Below are 21,057 nucleotides of genomic sequence, written 5' to 3' on the forward strand. Positions count from 1 at the left end.
CAGCATGCTCTACGACATCAGGCTTCACCTGCGTTACGACTATGATGCGGCGGCCGGCGGCGGCCGCCATCAGGTGCGCGTGCTGCCGCCGACCATCCCTGGCGTGCAGCGCGTCGTCGCCGCGTCGCTGTCCTTTGTGCCGGCGCCCAGCGAACGCTCCGACTTTTCCGACTTTTTCGGCAACAGTGTCACCTCGATCGCCTTTCGTGACGCGCATGATGCGCTCGACATCAGGATGAGCGCGCGTGTTTCAGTGTCGCGGCCGGAGCCCGGGCTCGACGTATCGCCGGACATACGCCGGCTGAGGGAAGAACTCGGCGCCGTGCACTCGCTGGCGCCGGCGTCGCCGCATCACTTTCTGGCCGCCAGCGATCATGCCGGCATCGACCCGGCAATCACTGCCTATGCGAAAGACAGTGCCGGCAGTTCGACAGTCGGCACGGCCATGGCTCTGTGCAACCGCATTCACCGCGATTTCACCTATGACGGCGACGCGACCACCGTGCAGACGCGGGCCAGCGACGCCTTCGGCCTGAAGCGCGGCGTCTGCCAGGATTTTTCCCACATCATGATCGCCGGCCTGCGCGGCCTCGGCATTCCCGCGGGTTATGTCAGCGGGTTCCTCCGCACCATCCCGCCGCGCGGGAAGCCGCGGCTCGAAGGCGCCGACGCCATGCACGCCTGGGTCAAGGTGTGGTGCGGACGCGATGCCGGCTGGCAGGAATTCGATCCGACCAATGGCATGCGGGCAAGCAACGACCATATCACGGTCGGCTACGGCCGCGACTACTCCGATGTGGCGCCGATCGTCGGCGTGTTGAAAACCACGGGCGGGCAGGTTGGCGAGCAGGCAGTCGACGTCATACCGGTCGTGCTCGAAAAGGCGTGATGACGCACGTCTTCGTTGCACGGCGGCGGCGATAGGCTGGAACCAAGAGATCAAGAGGCGGTGGAACCCGCAGCCGGCAAGCGGCTTATCTACGGAAATTCCGTGGAGAGGACATGCTGGACAAATCCGGATCGTCGTCTGGCCAATCGGCTGTGAGGAAAGCTGCACCAAAGAACGGGGTGCGGCAGAATGGAGCGCCGGAGAACGGCGCGCAAGCCTCGGCCGTTCGGGCCTCGCTCAATTATGTCATCGACACTGAACCCGGTATTCGCCGGCTGCGTTCGGGCAAGGGGTTCTCGTACAAAGGACCCGACGGGCGGATTGTCGACGGGGAGGCGCTGGCACGCATCAAGGCGCTCGCCATCCCCCCGGCCTGGACGGATGTCTGGATCTCGCCGGATGCCGACGGTCACATCCAGGCGACCGGTCGGGACCAGCGCGGGCGCAAGCAATACCGCTATCATCCGCACTGGGCCGAGGAGCGCGACGGCGTCAAATATTCGAGCCTGGTCGCCTTCGCCGAAGGCCTGCCCGAACTGCGGCGGCAGATCGACGTCGATTTGCGCCGTCACGGCCTGCCGCTGGAACGCGTCGTGGCGGCTATAGTCTGGTTGCTCGACAACACGATGATCCGTGTCGGCAATGCCGCCTATGCACGCGACAACAAGAGTTTTGGGCTGACCACGCTGCGGGACCGCCATGTCGACATCAGGGGCTCGAGCCTGCGTTTTGCCTTCGTCGGCAAATCCGGCAAGGAATGGAGATTGAAGCTTGTCGATCGCCGGATTGCCAAGGTCGTGCGCGGAGCGCAGGACTTGCCGGGGCAGAAGTTGTTTCAGTATCTCGACGAGGGCGGAAACAGGCATCCGGTGCGCTCAGACGACGTCAACCGCTATATCAGGGAGAATGCCGGAGCGGAGTTCAGCTCCAAGCACTTCAGAACCTGGGGCGGCACCATTCATGCCGCGTCGCTGTTTGCCCAAACCGAACGTCCCGAAAGCCAGGCGCAGCAAAAGCGGGTGATGAACAATGTCATCGACAAGGTTGCCGAGCGGCTCGGCAACACACGCGCGGTTTGTCGCCAATGCTACATCCATCCGGAAGTGTTCCGCGCCTGGTCCGAAGGACGGCTGCTCGACGAAATGGCGGATGCCAACAAAGGCAAGCGCTCGATCGCCGGCCTCGACGACGAGGAGGCCCTGGTCTTGAGATGGCTGAAGGCGAGAGAAAGCTGACGTCGGACCGCGGCGTATTTTTTTGTCGACGCCATGTCGGCATCGGTCCTAGTGTTTCGTCCTTTGACAGAGAAAAGGACGAACCATGCTCTACGCGATCCTCTGCTATGCCTCTGAAGACGTCGTCTGCTCCTGGAGCAAGGAGCAGGACGATGCCGTCATGGAAAAACTTCTGGGTGTGCAGGAAAAATATGCCCAGGCGGGCCGCCTTGGCCCGGTGGCGCGGCTCTTGCCGACGACCGCGGCGACGACGCTGAGGAAGGTCAAGGGCGAATCGATCGTCATCGACGGCCCGTTTGCCGAAACCAAGGAACAGTTCCTCGGCTTCTACACGCTCGAATGCGCCGACCTCGATGAGGCTGTCGACTTCGCGCGTGAGCTTTCCGAGGTCAACCCGAGCGGCGGCTCCTATGAAATCCGGCCGGTCTCGCTCTTCAATCCCGCCAAGGTTTCCGCATGACCGAACTCGCCTGGATCAGCACGGCAATCAGCACCGCTCGCCCGCAGGTGATGGGGGCATTGCTGCGCTACTTCCGCGACCTCGACGCGGCGGAGGAAGCATTCCAGGACGCCTGCCTCAGGGCACTGAACAACTGGCCGAAAAACGGCCCGCCGCGCGATCCGGCAGCCTGGCTGATCTTCGTCGGCCGTAACAGCGGCATCGATGCGGTGCGCAAGCGCGCCAAGCAGGCGCCGCTGCCGGAGGAGGACCAGATCTCCGACCTGGAAGATGCCGAGAGCGACGTCGCCGAGCGGCTGGACGGGGCGCATTACCGTGACGATATTTTGCGGCTGCTGTTCATCTGCTGCCATCCAGACCTGCCGGCCACACAGCAGATCGCCGTGGCGTTGCGCATCGTCTCCGGCCTGACGGTCAAGCAGATCGCCCGCGCCTTCCTCGTCGGTGAAAGCGCGATGGAGCAGCGTATCACGCGCGCCAAGGCGCGTATCGCCGACGCCGGGGTGCCGTTCGAGACGCCGGGAGCGGTCGAGCGCTCCGAACGGCTCGCCGCCGTCGCTGCCATGGTCTACCTGATCTTCAACGAAGGCTATTCCAGCAATAGCGGCGAGGCATCGGCGCGTGCGCCGCTTTGCGAAGAGGCGATCCGGCTGGCCCGGCTGCTGCTCAGGCTGTTCCAGACCGAGCCGGAGATCATGGGACTTACGGCGCTGTTGCTGCTGCAGCATGCACGCTCGCCTGCCCGCTTCGACGAGAACGGCGAGATCGTGCTGCTCGAAGACCAGGACCGCAGCCTGTGGAGCCGCAAGATGATCGATGAAGGGCTGGCGCTGGTCGACAAGGCGTTGCGCCATCGCAAGCCCGGTCCCTACCAGGTGCAAGCGGCGATCGCCGCACTGCATGCGCGGGCGGAAAAACCCGAGGATACGGACTGGAACGAGATCGACCTGCTCTACGGTCTGCTCGAGCAGATGCAGCCGTCGCCGGTGGTGACGCTCAACCGCGCCGTCGCGGTCTCCAAGGTGCGTGGACCGGAAGCCGCACTCGCCATGATCGAGCCGCTGGAGGGAAGGCTTTCCGGCTATTTCCATTTCTTCGGCCTCAAGGGCGGACTGCTGATGCAGCTTGACCGCGGCGAGGAGGCGCGCGTCGCTTTCGACCGCGCCATCGCGCTTGCCAATACGGCCGCCGAGGCCGCGCATATCCGCATGCATATCGACCGGCTGATGAAAGAAGGCGCCAAGCAAACGGCGCATTGATCCGACGCCTTCGCCTGGTTCAACGGTCTGACCTTTGCTTAGACCATGCCGGGGTGGCGATTTTTCCTTGAAGCGAGTAATGCCACGCCATGACAGCGCCTGGTGTGCCGACCGGCAGGGGCGGGTATGGCGCAAGGCTTGGCCCGACGCCATATGAGCGACGGGATCTGAAAGGGATGAAAATGACGATTGCGAAGGAAACGGCCGGGCTTCTGGCGAAACTGGGCGTTGCCGAAGGCGCGCTCACGGGCGGCGACCTCATCGTCCGCAGCCCGGTGACCGGCGAGCAGATCGCCGCGCTGAAGACCATCTCGCCGGCCGATGCGACGACGACCATCGACAATGCCTACAAAGCTTTCCTGGCGTGGCGGCAGGTACCAGCTCCCAAGCGTGGAGAACTGGTGCGGCTGCTCGGCGAGGAATTGCGCACACACAAGACCGAGCTTGGCCGGTTGGTATCGATCGAAGTCGGCAAGATCCCATCCGAGGGTCTTGGCGAAGTGCAGGAGATGATCGATATCTGCGATTTCGCCGTCGGTCTTTCCCGGCAACTGTACGGCCTGACCATCGCCACCGAGCGTCCCGGCCATCGCATGATGGAAACCTGGCATCCGCTCGGCGTCGTCGGGGTCATCTCGGCCTTCAACTTTCCGGTGGCGGTATGGTCGTGGAACGCAGCACTTGCGCTGGTCTGCGGCGACGCGGTGGTGTGGAAGCCGTCCGAGAAGACACCGCTGACGGCGCTCGCCTGCGAAGCGATCTTCAAGCGTGCAGCAGAACGTTTCGGCGATGCGCCGAAGGGACTGGCGCCGGTTCTGATCGGCGACCGCGCCGTCGGCGAGATCCTGGTCGATCATCCCAAGGTGCCGCTGGTCTCGGCCACCGGCTCGACGCGCATGGGCAGGGACGTCGGACCACGGCTGGCGAAGCGCTTTGCCCGTGCCGTGCTGGAGCTCGGCGGCAACAATGCCGGCATCGTCTGCCCGACGGCCGATCTCGACATGGCGCTCCGCGCCATCGCCTTCGGCGCCATGGGCACGGCCGGTCAGCGGTGCACGACGCTCAGGCGCCTGTTCGTGCATGAGAGCGTCTACGACCAGCTCGTTCCTCGCCTGAAGAAGGCTTATGAAAGCGTCTCGGTCGGCAATCCGCTGGAGACAAGCGCTCTGGTCGGCCCGCTGATCGACAAGGCTGCCTACGAGAATATGCAGAAGGCGCTGGAGGAGGCGGCTTCGCATGGCGGTAAGATAACCGGCGGAATGCGGGTCGAGAACGGCCATCCCGAGGCCTACTATGTGCGTCCGGCGCTGGTCGAAATGCCGCGGCAGGTTTCGCCAGTAACGGACGAGACCTTCGCGCCCATCCTCTACGTGATGAAATATTCGGACTTCGACGCCGTGCTAGAAGAACACAATGCGGTGGGAGCGGGGCTGTCATCGTCGATCTTTACCCGCGACCTGCAGGAATCCGAGCGCTTTCTTGGCGTCGACGGATCGGACTGCGGCATCGCCAACGTCAATATAGGCACGTCAGGGGCCGAGATCGGCGGCGCCTTCGGTGGCGAGAAGGAAACCGGCGGCGGCCGCGAGAGCGGCTCCGATGCCTGGAAGGCCTATATGCGGCGCGCTACCAATACGGTGAATTATTCCAAGGCGCTGCCGCTTGCGCAGGGCGTGTCGTTCGATATCGATTGAAATGCCAGACCTTCGTCGCGGCGGCTCCAAGGCCCCCACGACGGCGTTCGGCTCGCGGTTCAGCTGGCGTCGGGAGTTACAACACAACTGTCGAAGGCTGCATCGATGATGGCGAGCTTGACCGCGTGGGCGGTCATGTATTCCTGATAGAACTCGCTCGACACCCACATGACCGAATGACCGCGCTGGCCCAGCCAGCCAATGCTGCCAAGTTCCTCGGCAGCGCGCAATTTGCGTGACAGGTGGGTCCGGGAAAGCTTGAGCCAGTTCGCGAAATCCCCGATTGAGACGACACCAGTCGGAATTCGGTCCAGGTCGGCATGATCGGGATCGATGCCGGACATCAGCCAATCCATGACAATGCCGCCATTGTCGAGCCAGGTGAACAAGGAAAAGGTCTGTCTCGGCTCCCGCACGGCATGCGACGAAAGCAGGCCGTCAGCCACCAGCGGCTGCAGTTTGGCGAGCACGTCCGGTTGTGCGACGAATGCTGCCAGTCGAGATCCACCGTCCAGGCTGTCCAGCGTTTTCAGATGAGCCATGACCCAGCCGGCAACCGTCTCCAGAGTGCCCGCGATCGGCTCAAAGGGACGGATGCGCCCGTATTTAATCGGCAGATGCCGGATGAAACCGTAATGCAGCATCTCCTTCAGGAAGGCATCGGCGGTGTTGCGGCTGGCCACCGAATGCCGGCGGATGCCGTCCATGAACCGTGCGGACGTAAGTCCCTTGCGATGGTCGTCCGGCTCTCGATCGAAATACAAGGCAAGGCCGATATGGGCCATCAGCCAGCGTTGCTGCGTGGCGAACACCGAAGCCAGCCGCGGGGTTGCTTCATAGGTCTGGAGCAGCGTCCGCGACTGAGCCTGGACGTGCCGACGCAATGCCGGATGGCTGGCAATGTCTTCAGAAACCAGCGCCATCCCCGCCGAGCCCAACCAAATTTGCAACTGGAAATACCGGTCACAATTTCAGCCTTCGCGGACCGTGTCCAGAGCCGGCTCACCAGGATACGAGCTGAATCTCGCCGGCTAGCAATTACGCGAGTTGGTCGCCGAGGATGCGATCTCGCGAGGCGCTGATCTTGCCGCGCGAGACTAACCTGCTTGAACCCATAATGGTGGCTTCGCCTGGCCAGCCCGCATTCCCCGACGGCGAGGCGGAACCAACACCGGTTTTGCTCGTTGAAGAACGCCGATTGGACTGAGACAGTGAGGAACTACAAAATGGAGAATGGGCTTTTCGCCACGCCGCCTGCAGCGTTCCGAAAAACAGAGTCGGTTTGGCTACGGGCGCTCAAGTGGCTGTTAAGCCGGGTGCGCAGCGCCTCCGACAGCTCCGGAACCATGTTGAAGCCAATCCTTGCTGGACCGGAGGATGATGGCGGGTCCACTCCGCCTCGACGCGTTTGAGCCGATCCCGACGCGTTTGAGGCCGACCGCGCTGCGATTTTGACTCCAAAAATAGCCGCTCACATATTTTTTCTTTTTATGGCCGCCGCCGCAACCGACGCCCATAGCCGCTTCGAAGGCCGGCCACGGCGGCGTGTCGGCCTGATGCAGCAGGCGGGAACCATCGGGCATGCTTGGCTATTAGATACAGGCGGCTGCTGGTCTGCCGAGCCAGGAGCCATTGCTTATGATCATCGATCCCCCACCGAAAAGCGCCATCCCGGCATCAGTTCCGTCGGTCGATCCAAAAGCCGCCCCGACGCCTCGCAATGCCGAAGCGGAGGTCTTTTATATCGAAGCGATCCGCGAGCTTGTCGCGACCGGCATCCCCTTTCTCGTCGCCGGCACCTATGCCGTAAGCGCCTATACCGGGATCACCCGCCCGACCAAGGATCTGGACATTTTCTGCAGGGCCGGCGACTGCGCGCGCATCCTCGCCCATTTCAAGCAGATCGGCTACGCCGTCGTGGTCGAGGACGACCGGTGGCTGGGCAAAGTGTTCAAGGGCACGCATTTTTTCGACGTCATCTTCACCTCGATGAACGGCACAATGCCAGTCGACGACCAGTGGCTGGAGCATGCTCGCCAGGCCGAATTGCTGGGCAGCCAGGTGCGGATCATCGGCCCAACCGAGCTTATCTGGTCCAAATGCTTCATCCAGGACCGCGGCCGCCACGATGGGGCCGACGTCGCGCATACCATCCTCAAGGCGCACGACCAGATCGACTGGCAAAGGCTGCTTTCCTACATGGAAGTCCATTGGGAAGTTCTGCTGATGCATCTCTTGAACTTCCGATGGATCTATCCGACGGAGCGCGACCGGGTGCCCGCGTGGCTGCTCGACGAACTGCTTGACCGGCTGGCCAAGCAGCGCGAATTGCCGCCTTCCCGGATGCGGATCTGCCGCGGGCGCATGCTTTCACGAACCGACTATGAGATCGACGTCAAGCAATGGGGCTTTGCCGACGTTGGCGGTGAAGGAGAATATAGCGATGGCTGACGGGCTCGAATCTGCTTCGGCAAAGGCGGAAAATGGCGGCACTCTCAAGGTCGCCGCCATCGGCGATCTGCATGTCGGCAAGGAGGACCAGGCCTCGTACCGCGACCTTTTCGGCGAGATGTCGCGTGAAGCCCAGGTTCTCGTGCTGACGGGCGACCTTACCAATCTCGGCAAGCCTAGGGAGGCCGAAATCCTTGCCGAGGAACTGCGTGCCTGCACGATCCCGGTCGTCGCCGTGCTTGGCAACCACGACTATGAGTCAGGCGCCGTCGAGCAGGTCACCGATATTCTGCGCCAGGCGGGCGTTCACCTCCTCGACGGCGAGGCGACGGAGATTCACGAGGTCGGGTTCGTGGGGGTCAAGGGTTTCGTTGGCGGTTTTGGGTCGCGCATGCTCGGCTCCTTCGGCGAACCGGCCATCAAGTCGATGGTGGCGGAAAGCGTGAACGAAGCGATGCGGCTTGAAAACGCGATGCGGCAGGTCCGCGCCAAACGCACGCTTGTCGTTCTGCACTACGCGCCGGTCGTCGAGACGGTCGAAGGCGAGCCGCTGGAGATCTTCCCGTTTCTCGGTTCGTCACGTCTGGCCGAGACGATAGACCGGTTCCAGGTCAGCGCGGTTGTGCATGGTCATGCGCATCGCGGCGCTTACGAGGGCCGCACGCCGGGCGGGGCGTCGGTCTATAACGTTGCCATGCATGTCGCCAAGCCGACCGGCCGCCCCTACGCCATGCTCGAAATCTGACAGGCGGCGCCACGGGCGCAGGCAATCGCAGTACACACTGCAGAACGATCACGGCAATTGCCGGCTAAAAGCCGTCCGCTTCGGTGGAATGTCGTTTTCATCCGGGTTGGGAACGGGGTCCTCGTCGGGGAGCCTGTCGGGGTCCGGCTCACGCACGGGCTTGGGATCGGGAATGGGAGGCGGTGGCACCGGCGTCGGTGTCGGCTCGGGTGTGGGAATAGTGGCCATCGTAATCATCTCCTCTTGGCGCAGAACAACGCAACAGGTCGGCTGGTTCCCGGCTTGCCCGTTTTTGAAAACCACACCGTCGCACTTGCCGGTCAGCCCATTTCGGGATTCGGCTGGCTGCCACCCGACTTGCTTGACCGCAGCAGCAGCGCCAGCGGAACCAGCAGGGCGGTTGCCACCGCGCAGTAGCGGAAGACATCGATATAGGCGAGCAGCGTGGCCTGGCGGGCGATCAACTGACCAAGCCAGCCGATCGCCTGCTGCTTCGCCTCGACCATCGGTGAACCCTGGGCGACGAAATGCTCAGTCGCCTGCCGAAGCGCCTGCTGATAGGCGGGCGACGATTGCACGGTGTGGCCGACCAGATTCGATTGATGGATCTGGGAGCTTTGCGAAATGACGGTGTTGGACAGCGAGACGCCGATGCTGCCGCCGATATTGCGTGCAACGTTGATCAGCGCCGATGCCTGGTTGGTCTTCTGCGGGGGCAGGCCGACATAGGCCGCGGTTGAAATGGGAATGAACAGGAACGGCAGCCCGACCATCAGGAAGACACGGGCAAAGGCAAAGAAGCGGAAGCTGGCGTCCGGAGTAAGCGAGGTCATATGCCAAAGGGCCACTGCGACCACCGACATGCCCATCATGATCAGATATTTGGGCTGCACGATGCTGCCTACAAATCCGGACACCGGCATCAAGATCAGCATGGCGATGCCGCCCGGCATCATCGAAAGGCCCGAGAGCGTCGCGGTGTAGGCAAATGTCGTCTGCTGCAGCTGCGGCACGATCTGGGTGGTGCTGAACAGGATAGCACCGACTGCCATCATGACCAGGAACGCCGTGCCGAACTGGCGCGTGAACAATAGGTGCATGTCGACGACCGGATCGCTGCGACTGATTTCCCATGGGATAAGCAGCAGGAACGCGATCGCGGAAATCACTGCGAAAGTGGTGATGAAATTCGAGGCGAACCAATCGTAACGCTGGCCCCGGTCGAGAAAGATCTCCAGGCACCCCAAGGCTATCGCCACCAGGACGAAACCGACCCCATCGATCTTCAGGCCGCCTTTCAGCCGTTCCTTGCGTTCGCGTTCGAGTACGTCCGGTTCGACCAAGAGCCACTGCACCAGCGCCAGCGACAGGATGCCGAACGGCACGTTGATGAAGAAGATCCAGTGCCAGGAGAAATGGTCCGTCAGCCAGCCGCCGATCGTCGGCCCGACCGTCGGTGCGACGATGACCGCAATGCCGTAAAGCGCGAAGGCCTGCGAGCGCTTTTCTGGCGGGAACGTATCGGCAAGGATCGATTGCTCGCTTGGCGCCATGCCGCCGCCGCCGAGTCCCTGAAGGACCCTGAACAGGATGAGCAGTTCCAGGTTGGGCGCCAGTCCGCACAGCAGCGACGCGACGGTGAAGGTCGCAACGCAGAGCATGTAGTAGCGCTTGCGGCCGATGACGTTTGCCAGCCAGCCGCTGACCGGGATGATCACCGAGTTGGCAACGAGATAGGTGGTAATCACCCATGTGCTTTCGTCCATTCCGGCCGCCAGGCTGCCGGCGATATTGCGCAGGGCGACATTGGCGATCGAGGTGTCCAGCACCAGCATGAAAGTGGCGATGGAGACGACGACGGCGATAAGCCAGGGATTGTGCGTCCCGGCGGCGGATCGGCTTTCGCCCTGATTTCTGGCGGTTTCGCCGTTCATCGCACCTTGACCGTCGGCACCACCGACAGGCCGGGACCGAGAAGCACATCCGGCGGCTTGTCGAAGACGATCTTGACCGGCACGCGCTGCACCACCTTGACGTAATTGCCGGTGGCATTTTCAGCCGGCAGGAGGCTGAAGGCGGTGCCGCTGCCGGCCTGGATGCTGTCGACGCGGCCATGGAAGGACTTGTCCGGGTAGGCGTCGATGTCGATCTCGACCGGCTGTCCCTGCCGCATCAGATCGAGCTGCGTCTCCTTGAAGTTGGCCTTCACCCAGACCTCGTCGGGAACGAACATCATCAATACCTGGCCGGGTTGGGCGTAGGTGCCGTTCGCGGCGGAAATGCTCGTTGCGCGCCCGGCTGCGGGTGCTGTGATAGTCGTGCGCGACAGCGTCGTGCGAGCTTGCTCCTGGCTGGCCTTGGCCTGCTCGAGCTGCGCCTCGGCGCTCCTGGCCTGTGCCTGCAAGACCGAAACCTGGCTTTTTGCCGAGGCGACATTGGCCTCGGCGCTGTCCAGCGCGGCCTGGCCCTGACGCAACGTCGATGCCGCCTGCTGCGCCTGCTGCTGCGTTGCCGTGCCCCTGGCCAGGAGTTCGCGGTTGCGTTGATCCTCGGCCTTGGCGAAATCCAGCGCCGCCTTGGCCTGGGCAACCTGCCTCTGGGCAGCGTTCACCTTTGCGTTTTGAGCCTCGACCTGGGCGGTGACATTGACGATTGCGGCCTCGGCCGCAGCGACGCCGGCATTGGCCTGCTTCAGGTTTGCCTGATAGTCGCTGTCATCGATACGCAGGAGGACATCGCCGGCCTGCACATGCTGATTGTCGGTAACCGCCAGCTCGGTAACGCGACCGGCTATTTGCGCGCCGATCGTCACCGTGCGCGCGTCTATGAAGGCGTCGTCGGTCGATTCGTACTGGCGAGCGTTCAGCCACCAGATCGCGATGCCTGCCGCGCCCAGCAACAGCGCAAGTGCTATCGCTGCGGCCGCATAGGGATGGCACCTGGGAAAGCCGAGCAGACCGGCCTTTCGCTGCGAGGCATTCCCGTCGGGCTTTTCCTGCCGGGGCTGTGCCGATCCTCGCACCCGGGCCGGTTGCTCCCGAGTTTCATTTACAGGCTCGACGTCTCGTTCGACGCTTTGAGGCTTCGTGTCCAACGGAATTGCTTTCAAGACTGATATTGCAGCCGCCGAAGCGAACGCAAAGCCAAACGGCAAGCTTCCGCAAAAGTTCCTGTCCGGAATGCGGTAGTCGGGTTAACGGGTCGACATCGAACCCACCGAGCGGTGCCGGCGCGTTCGAACTAGAGCGCCGTTTCACCGGGTAGGTGATTCATATGCTTCATGTTGCGGCGGTCCGGCCTTGTCAGCGCTCCACGGCGCGATAATTGCTCATAAAGGCGTGGGCAAATTCACCTGTCGACAGGAGCCGACCATGAAACATCAAACACTCGACCAACTGCAAGCCGTCGCGGAAGTTGAGTCCTTCGCGGCGTATCCGGCGATGACTCGAAACCAGCGGATTGAACGTTGGGCGGAACTTCTCGAACAAAATCCGACGCGATGCCTTGGGGCGCTTCCAGGCACCGAATATATGAACAGGGAAGCGCGCGACAGATCGCGTGGTGCTGGAACGCCGCTCACCGTCGCCTTCGAGGATCCGGTTCTGCGTGCCATGGGGCTGAAGGACGATACCTACGGTGAGGCAAAGCGCTTCTTCGAACTGAGCGATCGGCAGTTGCACCAAATCGTTTGCCATTGCCATGTCGGTGCTACGATGCAAGCGCGATGGGCCGCTGCCAGGGTGCGCGGGATAGTCCGCGGCAACAGATTTGTTGCCTGGTTGAAGGGATTGATCGCGCATTGACGCGGTACGAGGGACGGCGGAACACGCGTTCTTTCCGCGCCGTGGAGAGCGCTTCCGAACTTGGAAGGGCACGTGCCACGTCGGGCCGCGCAGATTGTGAAAGTCCTCGACGCTTGGCTGCGCCTAGTCGCGGCCATGCGTCCGTTTTGATGCGAGAATTTGAGTTGGCCCGCCGCAAGTGAGAGCCGTCGTCCGACCGGCGTTCGAGCGCAGTCGAGGCAGGTGCGATCTGGCTAGGATGGACCCGCGACCCTTCGACGTGACTAACGATCGATTTCTCCGAACACGATGTCGAGCGAGCCGATGATCGCGGCAACATCGGCGATCATATGGCCTCGGGACAGGAAATCCATCGCCTGCAGGTGAGCGAACGAAGGTGCGCGGATCTTGCATCGGTAGGGAACATTGCCTCCGTCCGACACGAGGTAGACGCCGAACTCGCCCTTCGGCGCCTCGACGGCGGCATAGACTTCACCGCTCGGCACGCGAATGCCTTCGGTGTAGAGTTTGAAATGGTGGATCGTCGCTTCCATCGAGCGCTTCATCGTGGCACGCGGCGGCGGCGTGATCTTGTGGTTCGGGATCGCGACCGGTCCCTGGCCTTCGGGTGAGCGCAACTTTTCCAGGCATTGCCGCATGATCCGCACCGACTGGCGCATTTCCTCCATGCGTACGAGATAGCGGTCGTAGCAGTCGCCATGCTTGCCGACCGGAATATCGAAATCCATCTCCGAATAGCATTCGTATGGCTGCGCCTTGCGCAAATCCCAGGATGCCCCCGATCCGCGCACCATCACGCCGGAAAAGCCCCAGGCCCAGGCATCATCGAGGCCGATCACGCCGACATCGACATTGCGCTGTTTGAAGATGCGGTTCTCGGTCAACAGCTCGTCGAGATTGTCGCAGACCTTGAGGAACGGATCGCAGAACTTCCAGATGTCGTCGAGGAGTTCCGGCGGCAGATCCTGATGCACGCCGCCGACCCTGAAATAATTCGCGTGCATGCGGGCGCCGGACGCGCGCTCATAAAAGACCATCAGCTTCTCGCGCTCGGCGAAACCCCAGAGCGGCGGCGTCAGCGCGCCGATGTCCATGGCTTGCGTGGTGACGTTGAGGAGGTGCGACAGCAGCCGGCCTATTTCGCAGAAAAGCACGCGAATGAGCTGTCCGCGTTTCGGAACCGATATTTCGAGGAGCTTCTCGGCGGCGAGACAGAATGCATGCTCCTGGTTCATCGGCGCGACGTAGTCGAGCCGGTCGAAATAGGGCAAGGCCTGCAGGTAGTTCTTGTATTCGATGAGCTTTTCGGTGCCGCGATGCAGCAGGCCGATATGGGGATCGGCGCGTTCCACGATCTCGCCGTCGAGTTCGAGCACCAGCCGCAGGACGCCGTGAGCGGAGGGATGTTGTGGCCCGAAATTGATGGTGAAGTTGCGAACTGCAGCCTCGACCATGATAGTCCTCCGCGATCAGGCGGGCTTTGGTTCCGTGCCGGAGCCGGCTTGTCCGCTTTCAGCCGCTCACGTCGTCGTCTGGATGATCAGCGTCAGCGTGCCGTCGCCGTCGATATTGGCCGCCACGACCTGCGTGGAATTGAGCCCGTTCGCCGCCAGTGCCGATGCCGCCTGCGGCGATGCGTCGATCGAACTTTGCAGGATGCGCAAATCCTCGGCGCTGGTCTGGGTGACGACGGCCTCCGCCTGTGCCTTGATGTCAGGAGGCAGATCCTCCATCGCCACGATTGTCACTGCGGTGAAATTCTGGGCGGAGAAGGCATCGTCCGGTGTAGCCTGGTCGGGAGTGGTCCCTTGGGGCGTGGCTTGCTCCGGCAAGGTTTGCGGCGCCGTCGGCGGCACAGGGGCAAGCTCTGGTCCCACGGATTGCGCATAGACCGGCGAGGCAAGGGCCAGTGCCGAAAGTGTGGCAATTGTCGTCGATAGGCGCATGGCCGTTTCCTTCCGTTTGCTCAGCGGACGATCAATTCGGTGACGACAAAACCATCGTGTCGAAATATGGTTCCGTGACTGAGGTGCTGTCTTGTACTGAGTGCTGTCTGGCCGAAAGCCGTGATTGTCGCGGAGAGCAGGGCGCGAAATCCGGCGTTGCCTGTCTCAGGCAGCGGCGTGGCTGCGATCGGGCTGCGGCCAGCGCTGCAAGGCTTCACGGCCCTGGGCGGTCAGTTCGTAGATCCCGCGATCGGTGCGCGCGAACCAGCGATACACGTTGTGCAGCAGAATCTTAGGTGCGTTCGGCAGGTTGGGCTTCAAGTCACGCGGCCGTTTTGGGCCGTCGGCGAGTGCTGCGGCGCATGCCAATGCCTGCTGGCGATAAGCGGTCATGATCGGCGCACGTGAGCCGCCGCCGGCGACAGGATCGCCCTGCCGACGCCGATGTTCGTCGATTAGTTTCGAGCGGCGCCGGGGATCCCGACGCGGGGCCAATGCCGTCGGGCTGAGCAGCACCTGAACCTCGCCGTTCGGTCGCACGCCAAGCAGGCCAAAGCCGAGCCGACGGCAGAGATTGCGGTATCTCACGTCACTCTCGCGGCCCTTGCCGCGGGCCGACATGCATGCCGCGAGCCAGACCTCGTCGCTCGCCGCCATACGGTCGACGCCCTGGAGGATGAGCTCGAGATTGAACTTCAGCTTCAGCTCGCAGATGACGACGATCGGTGGAGAGTCGGCACTCAGCGCCAGCAGATCGCAGCCGCCGATCTCGCCCTTGACCATAAATCCCAGGCCTTCGAGGAAGGCCTTGACCGGGCTGTAGAGTGAAGTTTCGAGCATGGGCCTTTGTTGGCTGCGAATCATCCCGCCGATCGGCGGTTCAGCGCGATGATCGCTCTTTGCCGTTGAACAGGAGGTAAACGACGGCCAAACAAATGGTCAGAGCAGTGCCGCGGCCGCTTGCGAATTTGGTATGCTGGTATAATGTGTACCTGAGGTAGCATGCTCCGCGTGGCTGCGCTGGACATCCGGGCGCCCGAGACATCGTCCAGGCATCGTCATTTGAGCGGCGGCTTCCCCGCGTTTTTAATCCGCCAGCCGGCGGCAATGTGCATACAGGTCAATGGGATGACGATCGCTAGGGCCGTCGTTGGAATTCAGGAGTAACGGACATATGACAACGATTGCGCTGTTTGGTGCAGGCGGCAAAATGGGTTACCGTCTGGCAACCAATTTTCGCGGATCTTCGTATACGATACGCCATGTCGAGGTCAGCGACGCCGGCCGCGAGCGGCTGAAGTCGGGCCTCGGCATCGATGCCGTCAGCGCCGATGAGGCGCTTGATGGCGCCGATGTGGTGATCCTGGCTGTGCCGGACACGCACATCGGCAAGGTTGCGGCGAGTATCGAGAGCAAGCTTGCGTCAGGCACGATGGTCGTCGTGCTCGACGCCGCGGCACCTTTCGCCGGGCATTTGCCGAACCGGCCGGATCTGACCTATTTCGTCACCCACCCCTGCCATCCGCCGATCTTCAACGACGAGACCGACATGGCGGCCAAGAAGGACTATTTCGGCGGCGTCAAGGCCAAGCAGCATATGGTCAGCGCCTTGATGCAGGGACCGGAGGAGGATTTCGCCAAGGGTGAGGCGATCGCAAAGATCATCTGGGCGCCGGTCATGCGCTCCCATCGCGTCACTGTCGATCAGATGGCCCTGCTCGAGCCCGGCCTTTCGGAAACGGTATGCGCTTCGCTGCTCGTCGTCATGAAAGAGGCGGTCGACGAGGTGGTGGCGCGCGGGGTCGACAAGCAGGCGGCGCTCGACTTCCTGCTTGGTCATATGAACGTGCTTGGCGCCGTCATCTTCGGCGAGACCAAAGGCGTGTTCTCCGACGCATGCAACAAGGCGATAGAGTTCGGCAAGCCGGTTCTGATGCGCGACGACTGGAAACGGGTGTTCGAGCCGGAGGAGATTGCCGCGAGCATTCAGCGCATCACTTGAGGGCAGCGACGCGTCTTTCGGAACATGTCACCTGAAATTGTCATTGACTCATTATACCAGTTGCCTTAGCTGTTCGATGGATTGGATCGTCAAGCTTCGCAGCAGGCTCAGGGTTGGATGAGTGGAGGGTAGTGGGAAGCGATCCGTCGAAGTGAAGCCGGCAAAGGCTTGTGAATCTGATGCGACCCGCCACCTACGGCCGGCTAGCGAAATCGAATGCATATAGCCTTGGGACAAGGCGCGGATTTTCAACGGGAGGAATACATGAAACTGACACGCAGAATGACGCTTGCGGCTTTCGCCGGCATGCTGGCGCTTGGCACCGCCGCACCCGCCTATGCGGCGGATTTGATCGCCATCATCACGCCCTCGCATGACAATCCGTTCTTCAAGGCGGAAGCTGTCGGCGCGGAGGCCAAGGCCAAGGAACTCGGCTACGAGGCGTTGGTGCTCGTCCATGACGACGACGCCAACAAGCAGTCCGAATTGATCGATACGGCGATCGGCCGCGGCGCCAAGGCGATCATCCTCGACAATGCCGGCGCCGACGCCACAGTCGCTGCGGTGCAGAAGGCCAAGGACGCAGGCGTTCCTTCCTTCCTGATCGATCGCGAGATCAATGCCACCGGCGTTGCCGTCGCGCAGATCGTCTCCAACAATTATCAGGGCGCCCAGCTCGGCGCGCAGGAATTCGTCAAGCTGATGGGCGAGAAGGGTAATTTCGTCGAGCTCGTCGGCAAGGAATCCGACACCAATGCCGGCATCCGCTCCAAGGGTTACCACGACGTCATCGACGACTATCCGGACCTGAAGATGGTGGCGCAGCAGTCGGCCAACTGGAGCCAGACCGAGGCCTACTCCAAGATGGAATCGATCCTCCAGGCCAATCCGGACATCAAGGGCGTGATCTCCGGCAACGACACGATGGCGATGGGCGCCTACGCGGCACTTGCCGCTGCCGGCCGCAAGGACGTGATCGTCGTCGGCTTCGACGGGTCGAACGACGTGCGCGACTCGATAACCTCCGGCGGCATCAAGGCGACGGTCCTGCAGCCGGCCTTCGCGCAGGCACAGATGGCGGTCGAGCAGGCCAACGACTTCATCAAGAACAAGAAGTCTCCGGCCGAGGAAAAGCAATTGATGGATTGCGTCCTGGTCAATGGCGACAATGCCGCCAAGCTGGAGACGTTCGCGCTCACCAACTGAGCCGGCGTAACATCAAGCGCAAGGGACGAGCTCCGGTTCGTCCCTTGCTTCCACTTCGCCCTTGCTTCCATTTCTCTGGGTGCTCCTGACCGCCATGCCGAACGAGCCGACATGTTCAACACGCTGACCCGGCCGATCCTTGTCGTATCGCTCCTTGCAGCTATAGTCAGCCTGACCGCCTGCAAGATCCTGCCGACGCCGTCAGCGGAAAATGGCGGCACTGGCTCGGCCTTCAATCCCGACAAGAAGGTCGAGGACATCTGGGCGGCGAAAGCGATACCCTATCTGCAGCAGAAGGCCGGCCCGTTTCCCGAGGTTCATGCTTTGGCGAAGACCGATCCCGCCGCTGCCGGCGCCAAATACGGCAATCCGAAAAAGCAGGCGAATTCGCCATGGACCTTCGCCGTCCGGCTCGGGGGCAAGGTCGTTGCAGCCAATACACAGTCACGCGCGGCGACAATGGACGTCGATGCCGACGGCGACGGCAAGGCGGATGCGCGGGTGCAGATCGGACCCGCCATGCGCGGTACAGCGCTGCGCGACAGCCTTGACTTCATTCAATTCAACGATTTCACCAACCAGATCGACTTCGCCCAGTTCGGCAAGGCCTTCAACGCCTACGCCGACAAGACCGTGCTTTCCAAGCTGCCGCGCGAGGCACTCGAGGGCCGAAGCGTCAAGATCCTCGGTGCCTATACGCCAGGCAGCGGCCGGGACCTGCCGCTGGTGACGCCGGCGGAGGCAGAGCTCGGGCCGAAGCCATGACCGGCGATCAAGACGTCATCCTGAAGCTGGAGGATGTCTCGAAAGTGTATTCGGGCACCGTCGCGGTCAAACGTGCGAATTTTGAGGTGCGCAAGGGTGCGGTCAACGTGCTGGTCGGCGAAAACGGGGCCGGCAAATCGACGCTGATGAAGATCATCGCCGGCGTCGAGCAGCCGACGCTCGGGCGCATTCTGCTGGACGGCGAGGAGGTCTCCTTCTCGTCATCCGGGGACGCGGTAAATCGCGGCATCGGCATGGTGTTCCAGGAGCTCAACCTGTTCGGCAATCTGACCGTCGCCGAAAATATTTTTGCCACCCGCGAGATCACCAACCGCTTCCGCAAGATCGACCGCAAAGAGCAGGAGCGCCGCGCGGCGGAATTTCTTGAACGCCTGGAGGCTGGCATCCGGCCGGACATGCTGGTCGAGGATCTGCGCATCGGCCAGCAGCAGCTGGTCGAGATCGCCAAGGCGGTTTCGCTCGATGCGCGCATCCTGATCATGGACGAGCCGACCTCGGCGCTCAGCGCGGCGGAAGTCGAGATCCTGTTCAAGGTGATTGCCGACCTCAAGGCGGGCGGCGTGGCAATCGTCTACATCTCGCATCGGCTCGAGGAATTGATCCGCATCGGCGACACCATCACGGTGCTGCGCGACGGGCGCATCACCGGCCAGGCGGAGATGAAAGACGTCGACACCCAGTGGATCGTGCGGCAGATGATCGGCTCGGACGCCAAGGACTTCGCCAAGGCCGACGGCCATGTGCCGGGCGAGGAGATATTCCGCGCCGAGGATATTTGCCTACCGCGCGTCACCGGCGGGCTTGCGGTCGACCACGTCTCGCTGTCGCTGCGCGCTGGCGAGATCCTTGGCATCTACGGCCTGATGGGCGCCGGACGCAGCGAGCTGTTCGATTGCATCATGGGCCGCCACGGCCATTCGACCGGCGCGATATTCATTGCCGGCAAAAAGGTGCACGAGCGCGACACGACGCGGCGCATCCGGCGCGGGCTGGCGCTGATCCCCGAAGACCGCCAACGCGAAGGGCTGGTGTCGATCCTCTCCGTCGCCAGCAATCTGACTCTGGCCAGCCTGTCGCGGTTCGTGCGCCTGTTCCACATTCGTGGTGCCGCCGAACGACAGGCGGTGACCCAGACGGTGCGCGAACTGGCCATCAAGGTCGCCGATCCGACGCAGGAAGTCTCGTCGCTGTCGGGCGGCAACCAGCAGAAGGTGGTGATCGGCAAGGCGCTGCTCACCGGACCGAAGGTGCTGCTGATGGACGAGCCGAGCCGCGGCATCGACGTCGGCGCCAAGGCCGACGTTTTCCGCACCATGCGCAAGCTGTCGCGCGACGGCCTAGGGATCCTGTTTGCCACCTCCGATCTCGACGAAGTGATGGCGTTGTCCGACCGTATCGCAGTGATGAGCAATGGAAAATTGACCGGTATCTTCGATCGCGCGGAGGCGACTGAGGCCGCGCTCGTCGCTGCCTCGGCCCTCGGCCACGGCCCGGTCCCGCACGGAGAGCAAGGCGCATGACTGACATTCCAGCCAAGGCGGTGGTCAACTCCATTTCGAGCGGCTCGGTCCTGCTGACGCTGATGAAGGCGAGGACGTTCATCGCGCTGATCGCCGTGCTGTTATTCTTCTCGATAGCTGCGCCCAATTTCCTATCGGCCGCCAATCTTATCCTGATGTCGAAGCACGTGGCGTTGAACGCATTCCTCGCAATGGGCATGACCTTCGTCATCATCACCGGCGGCATCGACCTGTCGGTCGGCTCGATCGTCGGCCTGTGCGGCATGGTGGCCGGCTATCTCGTGCTCAACGGCGTCGACCTGCAGGTCGGCTACACCATCTATTTCAACGTCTTCGAGATCGCGCTGATCACGCTTGCCGTCGGCATATTGATCGGCGCCGTCAACGGCTTGCTGATCACCAGGCTTAACGTTGCGCCATTCATAGCCACGCTCGGCGTGCTCTATGTCGCACGCGGCCTGGCACTGCTGTCGTCCGACGGGCGCACCTTCCCCAATCTCATCGGCAAGCCGGAGCTCGGCACCACCGGGTTCGGCTTCCTCGGCGCCGGCCGGCTGCTCGGCTTGCCGGTTTCGATATGGATCTTGGTCGTCGTAGCACTGGGGGCGGCCTATCTCGCCAGATACACCCCGCTCGGCCGCCATGTCTTCGCTGTTGGCGGCAATGAGCGGGCGGCGCGGATTTCGGGCGTCCGCGTCAACATGGTGAAGATGTTCGTCTACATGTTTTCCGGGTTCTGCGCGGCGATCGTCGGGCTGATCATCTCGTCCGAACTGATGGCCTCGCATCCGGCGACCGGAGAGAGCTTCGAACTCAACGCCATTGCTGCGGCAGTGCTCGGCGGCACCTCGATGTCGGGCGGACGCGGCACCATCGGCGGCACCATTGTCGGCGCCTTCGTAATCGGCATCCTTTCGGACGGGCTGGTGATGATGGGGGTGAGCTCGTTCTGGCAAATGGTAATCAAGGGCCTCGTCATCATCGTAGCCGTTGTCGTCGACCAGGCACAGCGCCGGCTGCAGAGCCGTGTCACGCTGATGCAGATGGCAAAGGCCGGCTGA

20 protein-coding genes are annotated in these 21,057 nt (G+C 62.5%); 13 read left to right on the forward strand and 7 right to left on the reverse strand.

Going from position 1 to position 21,057, the window contains the following annotated elements; all coding sequences use genetic code 11:
• Positions 1 to 4 precede the first annotated feature (4 nt).
• The 5 genes from NKI79_RS04090 (at position 5) to amaB (ending at position 5,537) form a co-directional block, all read left to right on the forward strand.
• Positions 5 to 889, forward strand: a complete 885-nt coding sequence (locus NKI79_RS04090; protein ID WP_352800039.1) for a transglutaminase family protein — start codon at positions 5 to 7, stop codon at positions 887 to 889.
• Positions 890 to 1,002: 113 nt separating this feature from the next.
• On the forward strand, positions 1,003 to 2,124 hold the full coding sequence (locus NKI79_RS04095) for a DNA topoisomerase IB (RefSeq protein ID WP_254817006.1): 1,122 nt from the start codon (positions 1,003 to 1,005) through the stop codon (positions 2,122 to 2,124).
• 85 nt (positions 2,125 to 2,209) lie between these two features.
• Positions 2,210 to 2,584: a YciI family protein gene (locus NKI79_RS04100; protein WP_254817007.1), complete on the forward strand. Its 375-nt coding sequence runs from the start codon at positions 2,210 to 2,212 to the stop codon at positions 2,582 to 2,584.
• Positions 2,581 to 3,843, forward strand: a complete 1,263-nt coding sequence (locus tag NKI79_RS04105; RefSeq protein ID WP_352800041.1) for an RNA polymerase sigma factor — start codon at positions 2,581 to 2,583, stop codon at positions 3,841 to 3,843. The genes NKI79_RS04100 and NKI79_RS04105 overlap by 4 nt, the downstream gene beginning before the upstream one ends.
• 182 nt (positions 3,844 to 4,025) lie before the next feature.
• Positions 4,026 to 5,537 carry an L-piperidine-6-carboxylate dehydrogenase gene (amaB, locus tag NKI79_RS04110; protein ID WP_352800179.1) on the forward strand — a complete coding sequence of 504 codons (1,512 nt, stop codon included), beginning with the start codon at positions 4,026 to 4,028 and terminating at the stop codon, positions 5,535 to 5,537.
• 59 nt (positions 5,538 to 5,596) lie between these two features.
• On the opposite strand, the gene NKI79_RS04115 is transcribed toward amaB, so the two are convergent.
• Positions 5,597 to 6,460 carry a hypothetical protein gene (locus tag NKI79_RS04115; protein WP_352800043.1) on the reverse strand — a complete coding sequence of 288 codons (864 nt, stop codon included), beginning with the start codon at positions 6,458 to 6,460 and terminating at the stop codon, positions 5,597 to 5,599.
• A 715-nt stretch (positions 6,461 to 7,175) separates the two neighbouring features.
• Here NKI79_RS04115 and NKI79_RS04120 point away from each other — a divergent pair.
• Together NKI79_RS04120 and NKI79_RS04125 are read left to right on the forward strand one after the other, a co-directional pair.
• Positions 7,176 to 7,988 (forward strand): nucleotidyltransferase family protein, encoded by an 813-nt coding sequence (locus tag NKI79_RS04120; protein WP_352800045.1) that lies wholly within the window; start codon positions 7,176 to 7,178, stop codon positions 7,986 to 7,988.
• Positions 7,981 to 8,733, forward strand: coding sequence for a metallophosphoesterase family protein (locus NKI79_RS04125; RefSeq protein ID WP_352478321.1), 753 nt, complete (start codon positions 7,981 to 7,983; stop codon positions 8,731 to 8,733). Before NKI79_RS04120 ends, NKI79_RS04125 begins: the two co-directional genes overlap by 8 nt.
• A gap of 48 nt (positions 8,734 to 8,781) precedes the next feature.
• On the opposite strand, the gene NKI79_RS04130 is transcribed toward NKI79_RS04125, so the two are convergent.
• The 3 genes from NKI79_RS04130 to NKI79_RS04140 all read right to left on the reverse strand — a co-directional run bounded on the left by NKI79_RS04130 (position 8,782) and on the right by NKI79_RS04140 (position 11,755).
• Positions 8,782 to 8,961 (reverse strand): hypothetical protein, encoded by a 180-nt coding sequence (locus tag NKI79_RS04130; protein WP_254817012.1) that lies wholly within the window; start codon positions 8,959 to 8,961, stop codon positions 8,782 to 8,784.
• Positions 8,962 to 9,053: 92 nt separating this feature from the next.
• Positions 9,054 to 10,667, reverse strand: coding sequence for a DHA2 family efflux MFS transporter permease subunit (locus NKI79_RS04135; protein WP_352800047.1), 1,614 nt, complete (start codon positions 10,665 to 10,667; stop codon positions 9,054 to 9,056).
• A complete protein-coding gene (locus NKI79_RS04140) occupies positions 10,664 to 11,755 on the reverse strand; it encodes an HlyD family secretion protein (protein ID WP_352800048.1) in 1,092 nt (363 codons plus the stop codon). The genes NKI79_RS04135 and NKI79_RS04140 overlap by 4 nt, the downstream gene beginning before the upstream one ends.
• Positions 11,756 to 12,104: 349 nt before the next feature.
• Here NKI79_RS04140 and NKI79_RS04145 point away from each other — a divergent pair, with 349 nt between their 5' ends.
• The gene (locus NKI79_RS04145; protein ID WP_254817079.1) at positions 12,105 to 12,536 is read left to right on the forward strand and encodes a hypothetical protein; all 432 of its coding nucleotides are present in this window, start codon (positions 12,105 to 12,107) and stop codon (positions 12,534 to 12,536) included.
• A gap of 263 nt (positions 12,537 to 12,799) precedes the next feature.
• Here NKI79_RS04145 and NKI79_RS04150 read toward each other — a convergent pair whose 3' ends face one another.
• The 3 genes from NKI79_RS04150 to NKI79_RS04160 all read right to left on the reverse strand — a co-directional run bounded on the left by NKI79_RS04150 (position 12,800) and on the right by NKI79_RS04160 (position 15,322).
• Complete coding sequence (locus NKI79_RS04150) at positions 12,800 to 13,990, reverse strand: NADH-quinone oxidoreductase subunit D (protein ID WP_352800050.1); 1,191 nt, start codon at positions 13,988 to 13,990, stop codon at positions 12,800 to 12,802.
• Positions 13,991 to 14,056: 66 nt separating this feature from the next.
• Positions 14,057 to 14,482, reverse strand: coding sequence for a hypothetical protein (locus NKI79_RS04155; protein ID WP_254817016.1), 426 nt, complete (start codon positions 14,480 to 14,482; stop codon positions 14,057 to 14,059).
• 165 nt (positions 14,483 to 14,647) lie between these two features.
• Complete coding sequence (locus tag NKI79_RS04160; protein WP_352478434.1) at positions 14,648 to 15,322, reverse strand: DUF2161 domain-containing phosphodiesterase; 675 nt, start codon at positions 15,320 to 15,322, stop codon at positions 14,648 to 14,650.
• Positions 15,323 to 15,656: 334 nt separating this feature from the next.
• Between NKI79_RS04160 and NKI79_RS04165 the strand changes: the two genes are divergently transcribed.
• From NKI79_RS04165 to NKI79_RS04185, 5 genes are all read left to right on the forward strand, one after another.
• A complete protein-coding gene (locus tag NKI79_RS04165) occupies positions 15,657 to 16,484 on the forward strand; it encodes a phosphogluconate dehydrogenase C-terminal domain-containing protein (RefSeq protein WP_352736957.1) in 828 nt (275 codons plus the stop codon).
• A gap of 264 nt (positions 16,485 to 16,748) precedes the next feature.
• Positions 16,749 to 17,690 (forward strand): D-ribose ABC transporter substrate-binding protein, encoded by a 942-nt coding sequence (locus NKI79_RS04170; protein WP_023675475.1) that lies wholly within the window; start codon positions 16,749 to 16,751, stop codon positions 17,688 to 17,690.
• 111 nt (positions 17,691 to 17,801) lie between these two features.
• Positions 17,802 to 18,455 carry a DUF2291 family protein gene (locus tag NKI79_RS04175; RefSeq protein ID WP_352800052.1) on the forward strand — a complete coding sequence of 218 codons (654 nt, stop codon included), beginning with the start codon at positions 17,802 to 17,804 and terminating at the stop codon, positions 18,453 to 18,455.
• On the forward strand, positions 18,452 to 19,996 hold the full coding sequence (locus NKI79_RS04180) for a sugar ABC transporter ATP-binding protein (protein ID WP_352800054.1): 1,545 nt from the start codon (positions 18,452 to 18,454) through the stop codon (positions 19,994 to 19,996). The genes NKI79_RS04175 and NKI79_RS04180 overlap by 4 nt, the downstream gene beginning before the upstream one ends.
• Entirely contained in the window at positions 19,993 to 21,057 is a 1,065-nt protein-coding gene (locus NKI79_RS04185; protein ID WP_254817020.1) for an ABC transporter permease, read from the forward strand. Before NKI79_RS04180 ends, NKI79_RS04185 begins: the two co-directional genes overlap by 4 nt.

This window comes from Mesorhizobium sp. M0340 (assembly GCF_040321535.1).
Lineage (GTDB): Bacteria > Pseudomonadota > Alphaproteobacteria > Rhizobiales > Rhizobiaceae > Mesorhizobium.

What these genes read in the sequence shown, in the direction of transcription:
- NKI79_RS04185 (WP_254817020.1), top strand. Translation starts at nt 19,993, where the DNA reads ATGACTGACATTCCAGCCAAGGCGGTGGTCAACTCCATTTCGAGCGGC.
- NKI79_RS04180 (WP_352800054.1), top strand. Translation starts at nt 18,452, where the DNA reads ATGACCGGCGATCAAGACGTCATCCTGAAGCTGGAGGATGTCTCGAAA.
- NKI79_RS04160 (WP_352478434.1), bottom strand. Translation starts at nt 15,322, where the DNA reads ATGCTCGAAACTTCACTCTACAGCCCGGTCAAGGCCTTCCTCGAAGGC.
- NKI79_RS04145 (WP_254817079.1), top strand. Translation starts at nt 12,105, where the DNA reads ATGAAACATCAAACACTCGACCAACTGCAAGCCGTCGCGGAAGTTGAG.
- NKI79_RS04090 (WP_352800039.1), top strand. Translation starts at nt 5, where the DNA reads ATGCTCTACGACATCAGGCTTCACCTGCGTTACGACTATGATGCGGCG.
- NKI79_RS04165 (WP_352736957.1), top strand. Translation starts at nt 15,657, where the DNA reads ATGACAACGATTGCGCTGTTTGGTGCAGGCGGCAAAATGGGTTACCGT.
- NKI79_RS04115 (WP_352800043.1), bottom strand. Translation starts at nt 6,460, where the DNA reads ATGGCGCTGGTTTCTGAAGACATTGCCAGCCATCCGGCATTGCGTCGG.
- NKI79_RS04135 (WP_352800047.1), bottom strand. Translation starts at nt 10,667, where the DNA reads ATGAACGGCGAAACCGCCAGAAATCAGGGCGAAAGCCGATCCGCCGCC.
- NKI79_RS04150 (WP_352800050.1), bottom strand. Translation starts at nt 13,990, where the DNA reads ATGGTCGAGGCTGCAGTTCGCAACTTCACCATCAATTTCGGGCCACAA.
- NKI79_RS04095 (WP_254817006.1), top strand. Translation starts at nt 1,003, where the DNA reads ATGCTGGACAAATCCGGATCGTCGTCTGGCCAATCGGCTGTGAGGAAA.
- NKI79_RS04120 (WP_352800045.1), top strand. Translation starts at nt 7,176, where the DNA reads ATGATCATCGATCCCCCACCGAAAAGCGCCATCCCGGCATCAGTTCCG.
- NKI79_RS04100 (WP_254817007.1), top strand. Translation starts at nt 2,210, where the DNA reads ATGCTCTACGCGATCCTCTGCTATGCCTCTGAAGACGTCGTCTGCTCC.
- NKI79_RS04125 (WP_352478321.1), top strand. Translation starts at nt 7,981, where the DNA reads ATGGCTGACGGGCTCGAATCTGCTTCGGCAAAGGCGGAAAATGGCGGC.
- NKI79_RS04170 (WP_023675475.1), top strand. Translation starts at nt 16,749, where the DNA reads ATGAAACTGACACGCAGAATGACGCTTGCGGCTTTCGCCGGCATGCTG.
- NKI79_RS04105 (WP_352800041.1), top strand. Translation starts at nt 2,581, where the DNA reads ATGACCGAACTCGCCTGGATCAGCACGGCAATCAGCACCGCTCGCCCG.
- NKI79_RS04155 (WP_254817016.1), bottom strand. Translation starts at nt 14,482, where the DNA reads ATGCGCCTATCGACGACAATTGCCACACTTTCGGCACTGGCCCTTGCC.
- NKI79_RS04130 (WP_254817012.1), bottom strand. Translation starts at nt 8,961, where the DNA reads ATGGCCACTATTCCCACACCCGAGCCGACACCGACGCCGGTGCCACCG.
- amaB (WP_352800179.1), top strand. Translation starts at nt 4,026, where the DNA reads ATGACGATTGCGAAGGAAACGGCCGGGCTTCTGGCGAAACTGGGCGTT.
- NKI79_RS04175 (WP_352800052.1), top strand. Translation starts at nt 17,802, where the DNA reads ATGTTCAACACGCTGACCCGGCCGATCCTTGTCGTATCGCTCCTTGCA.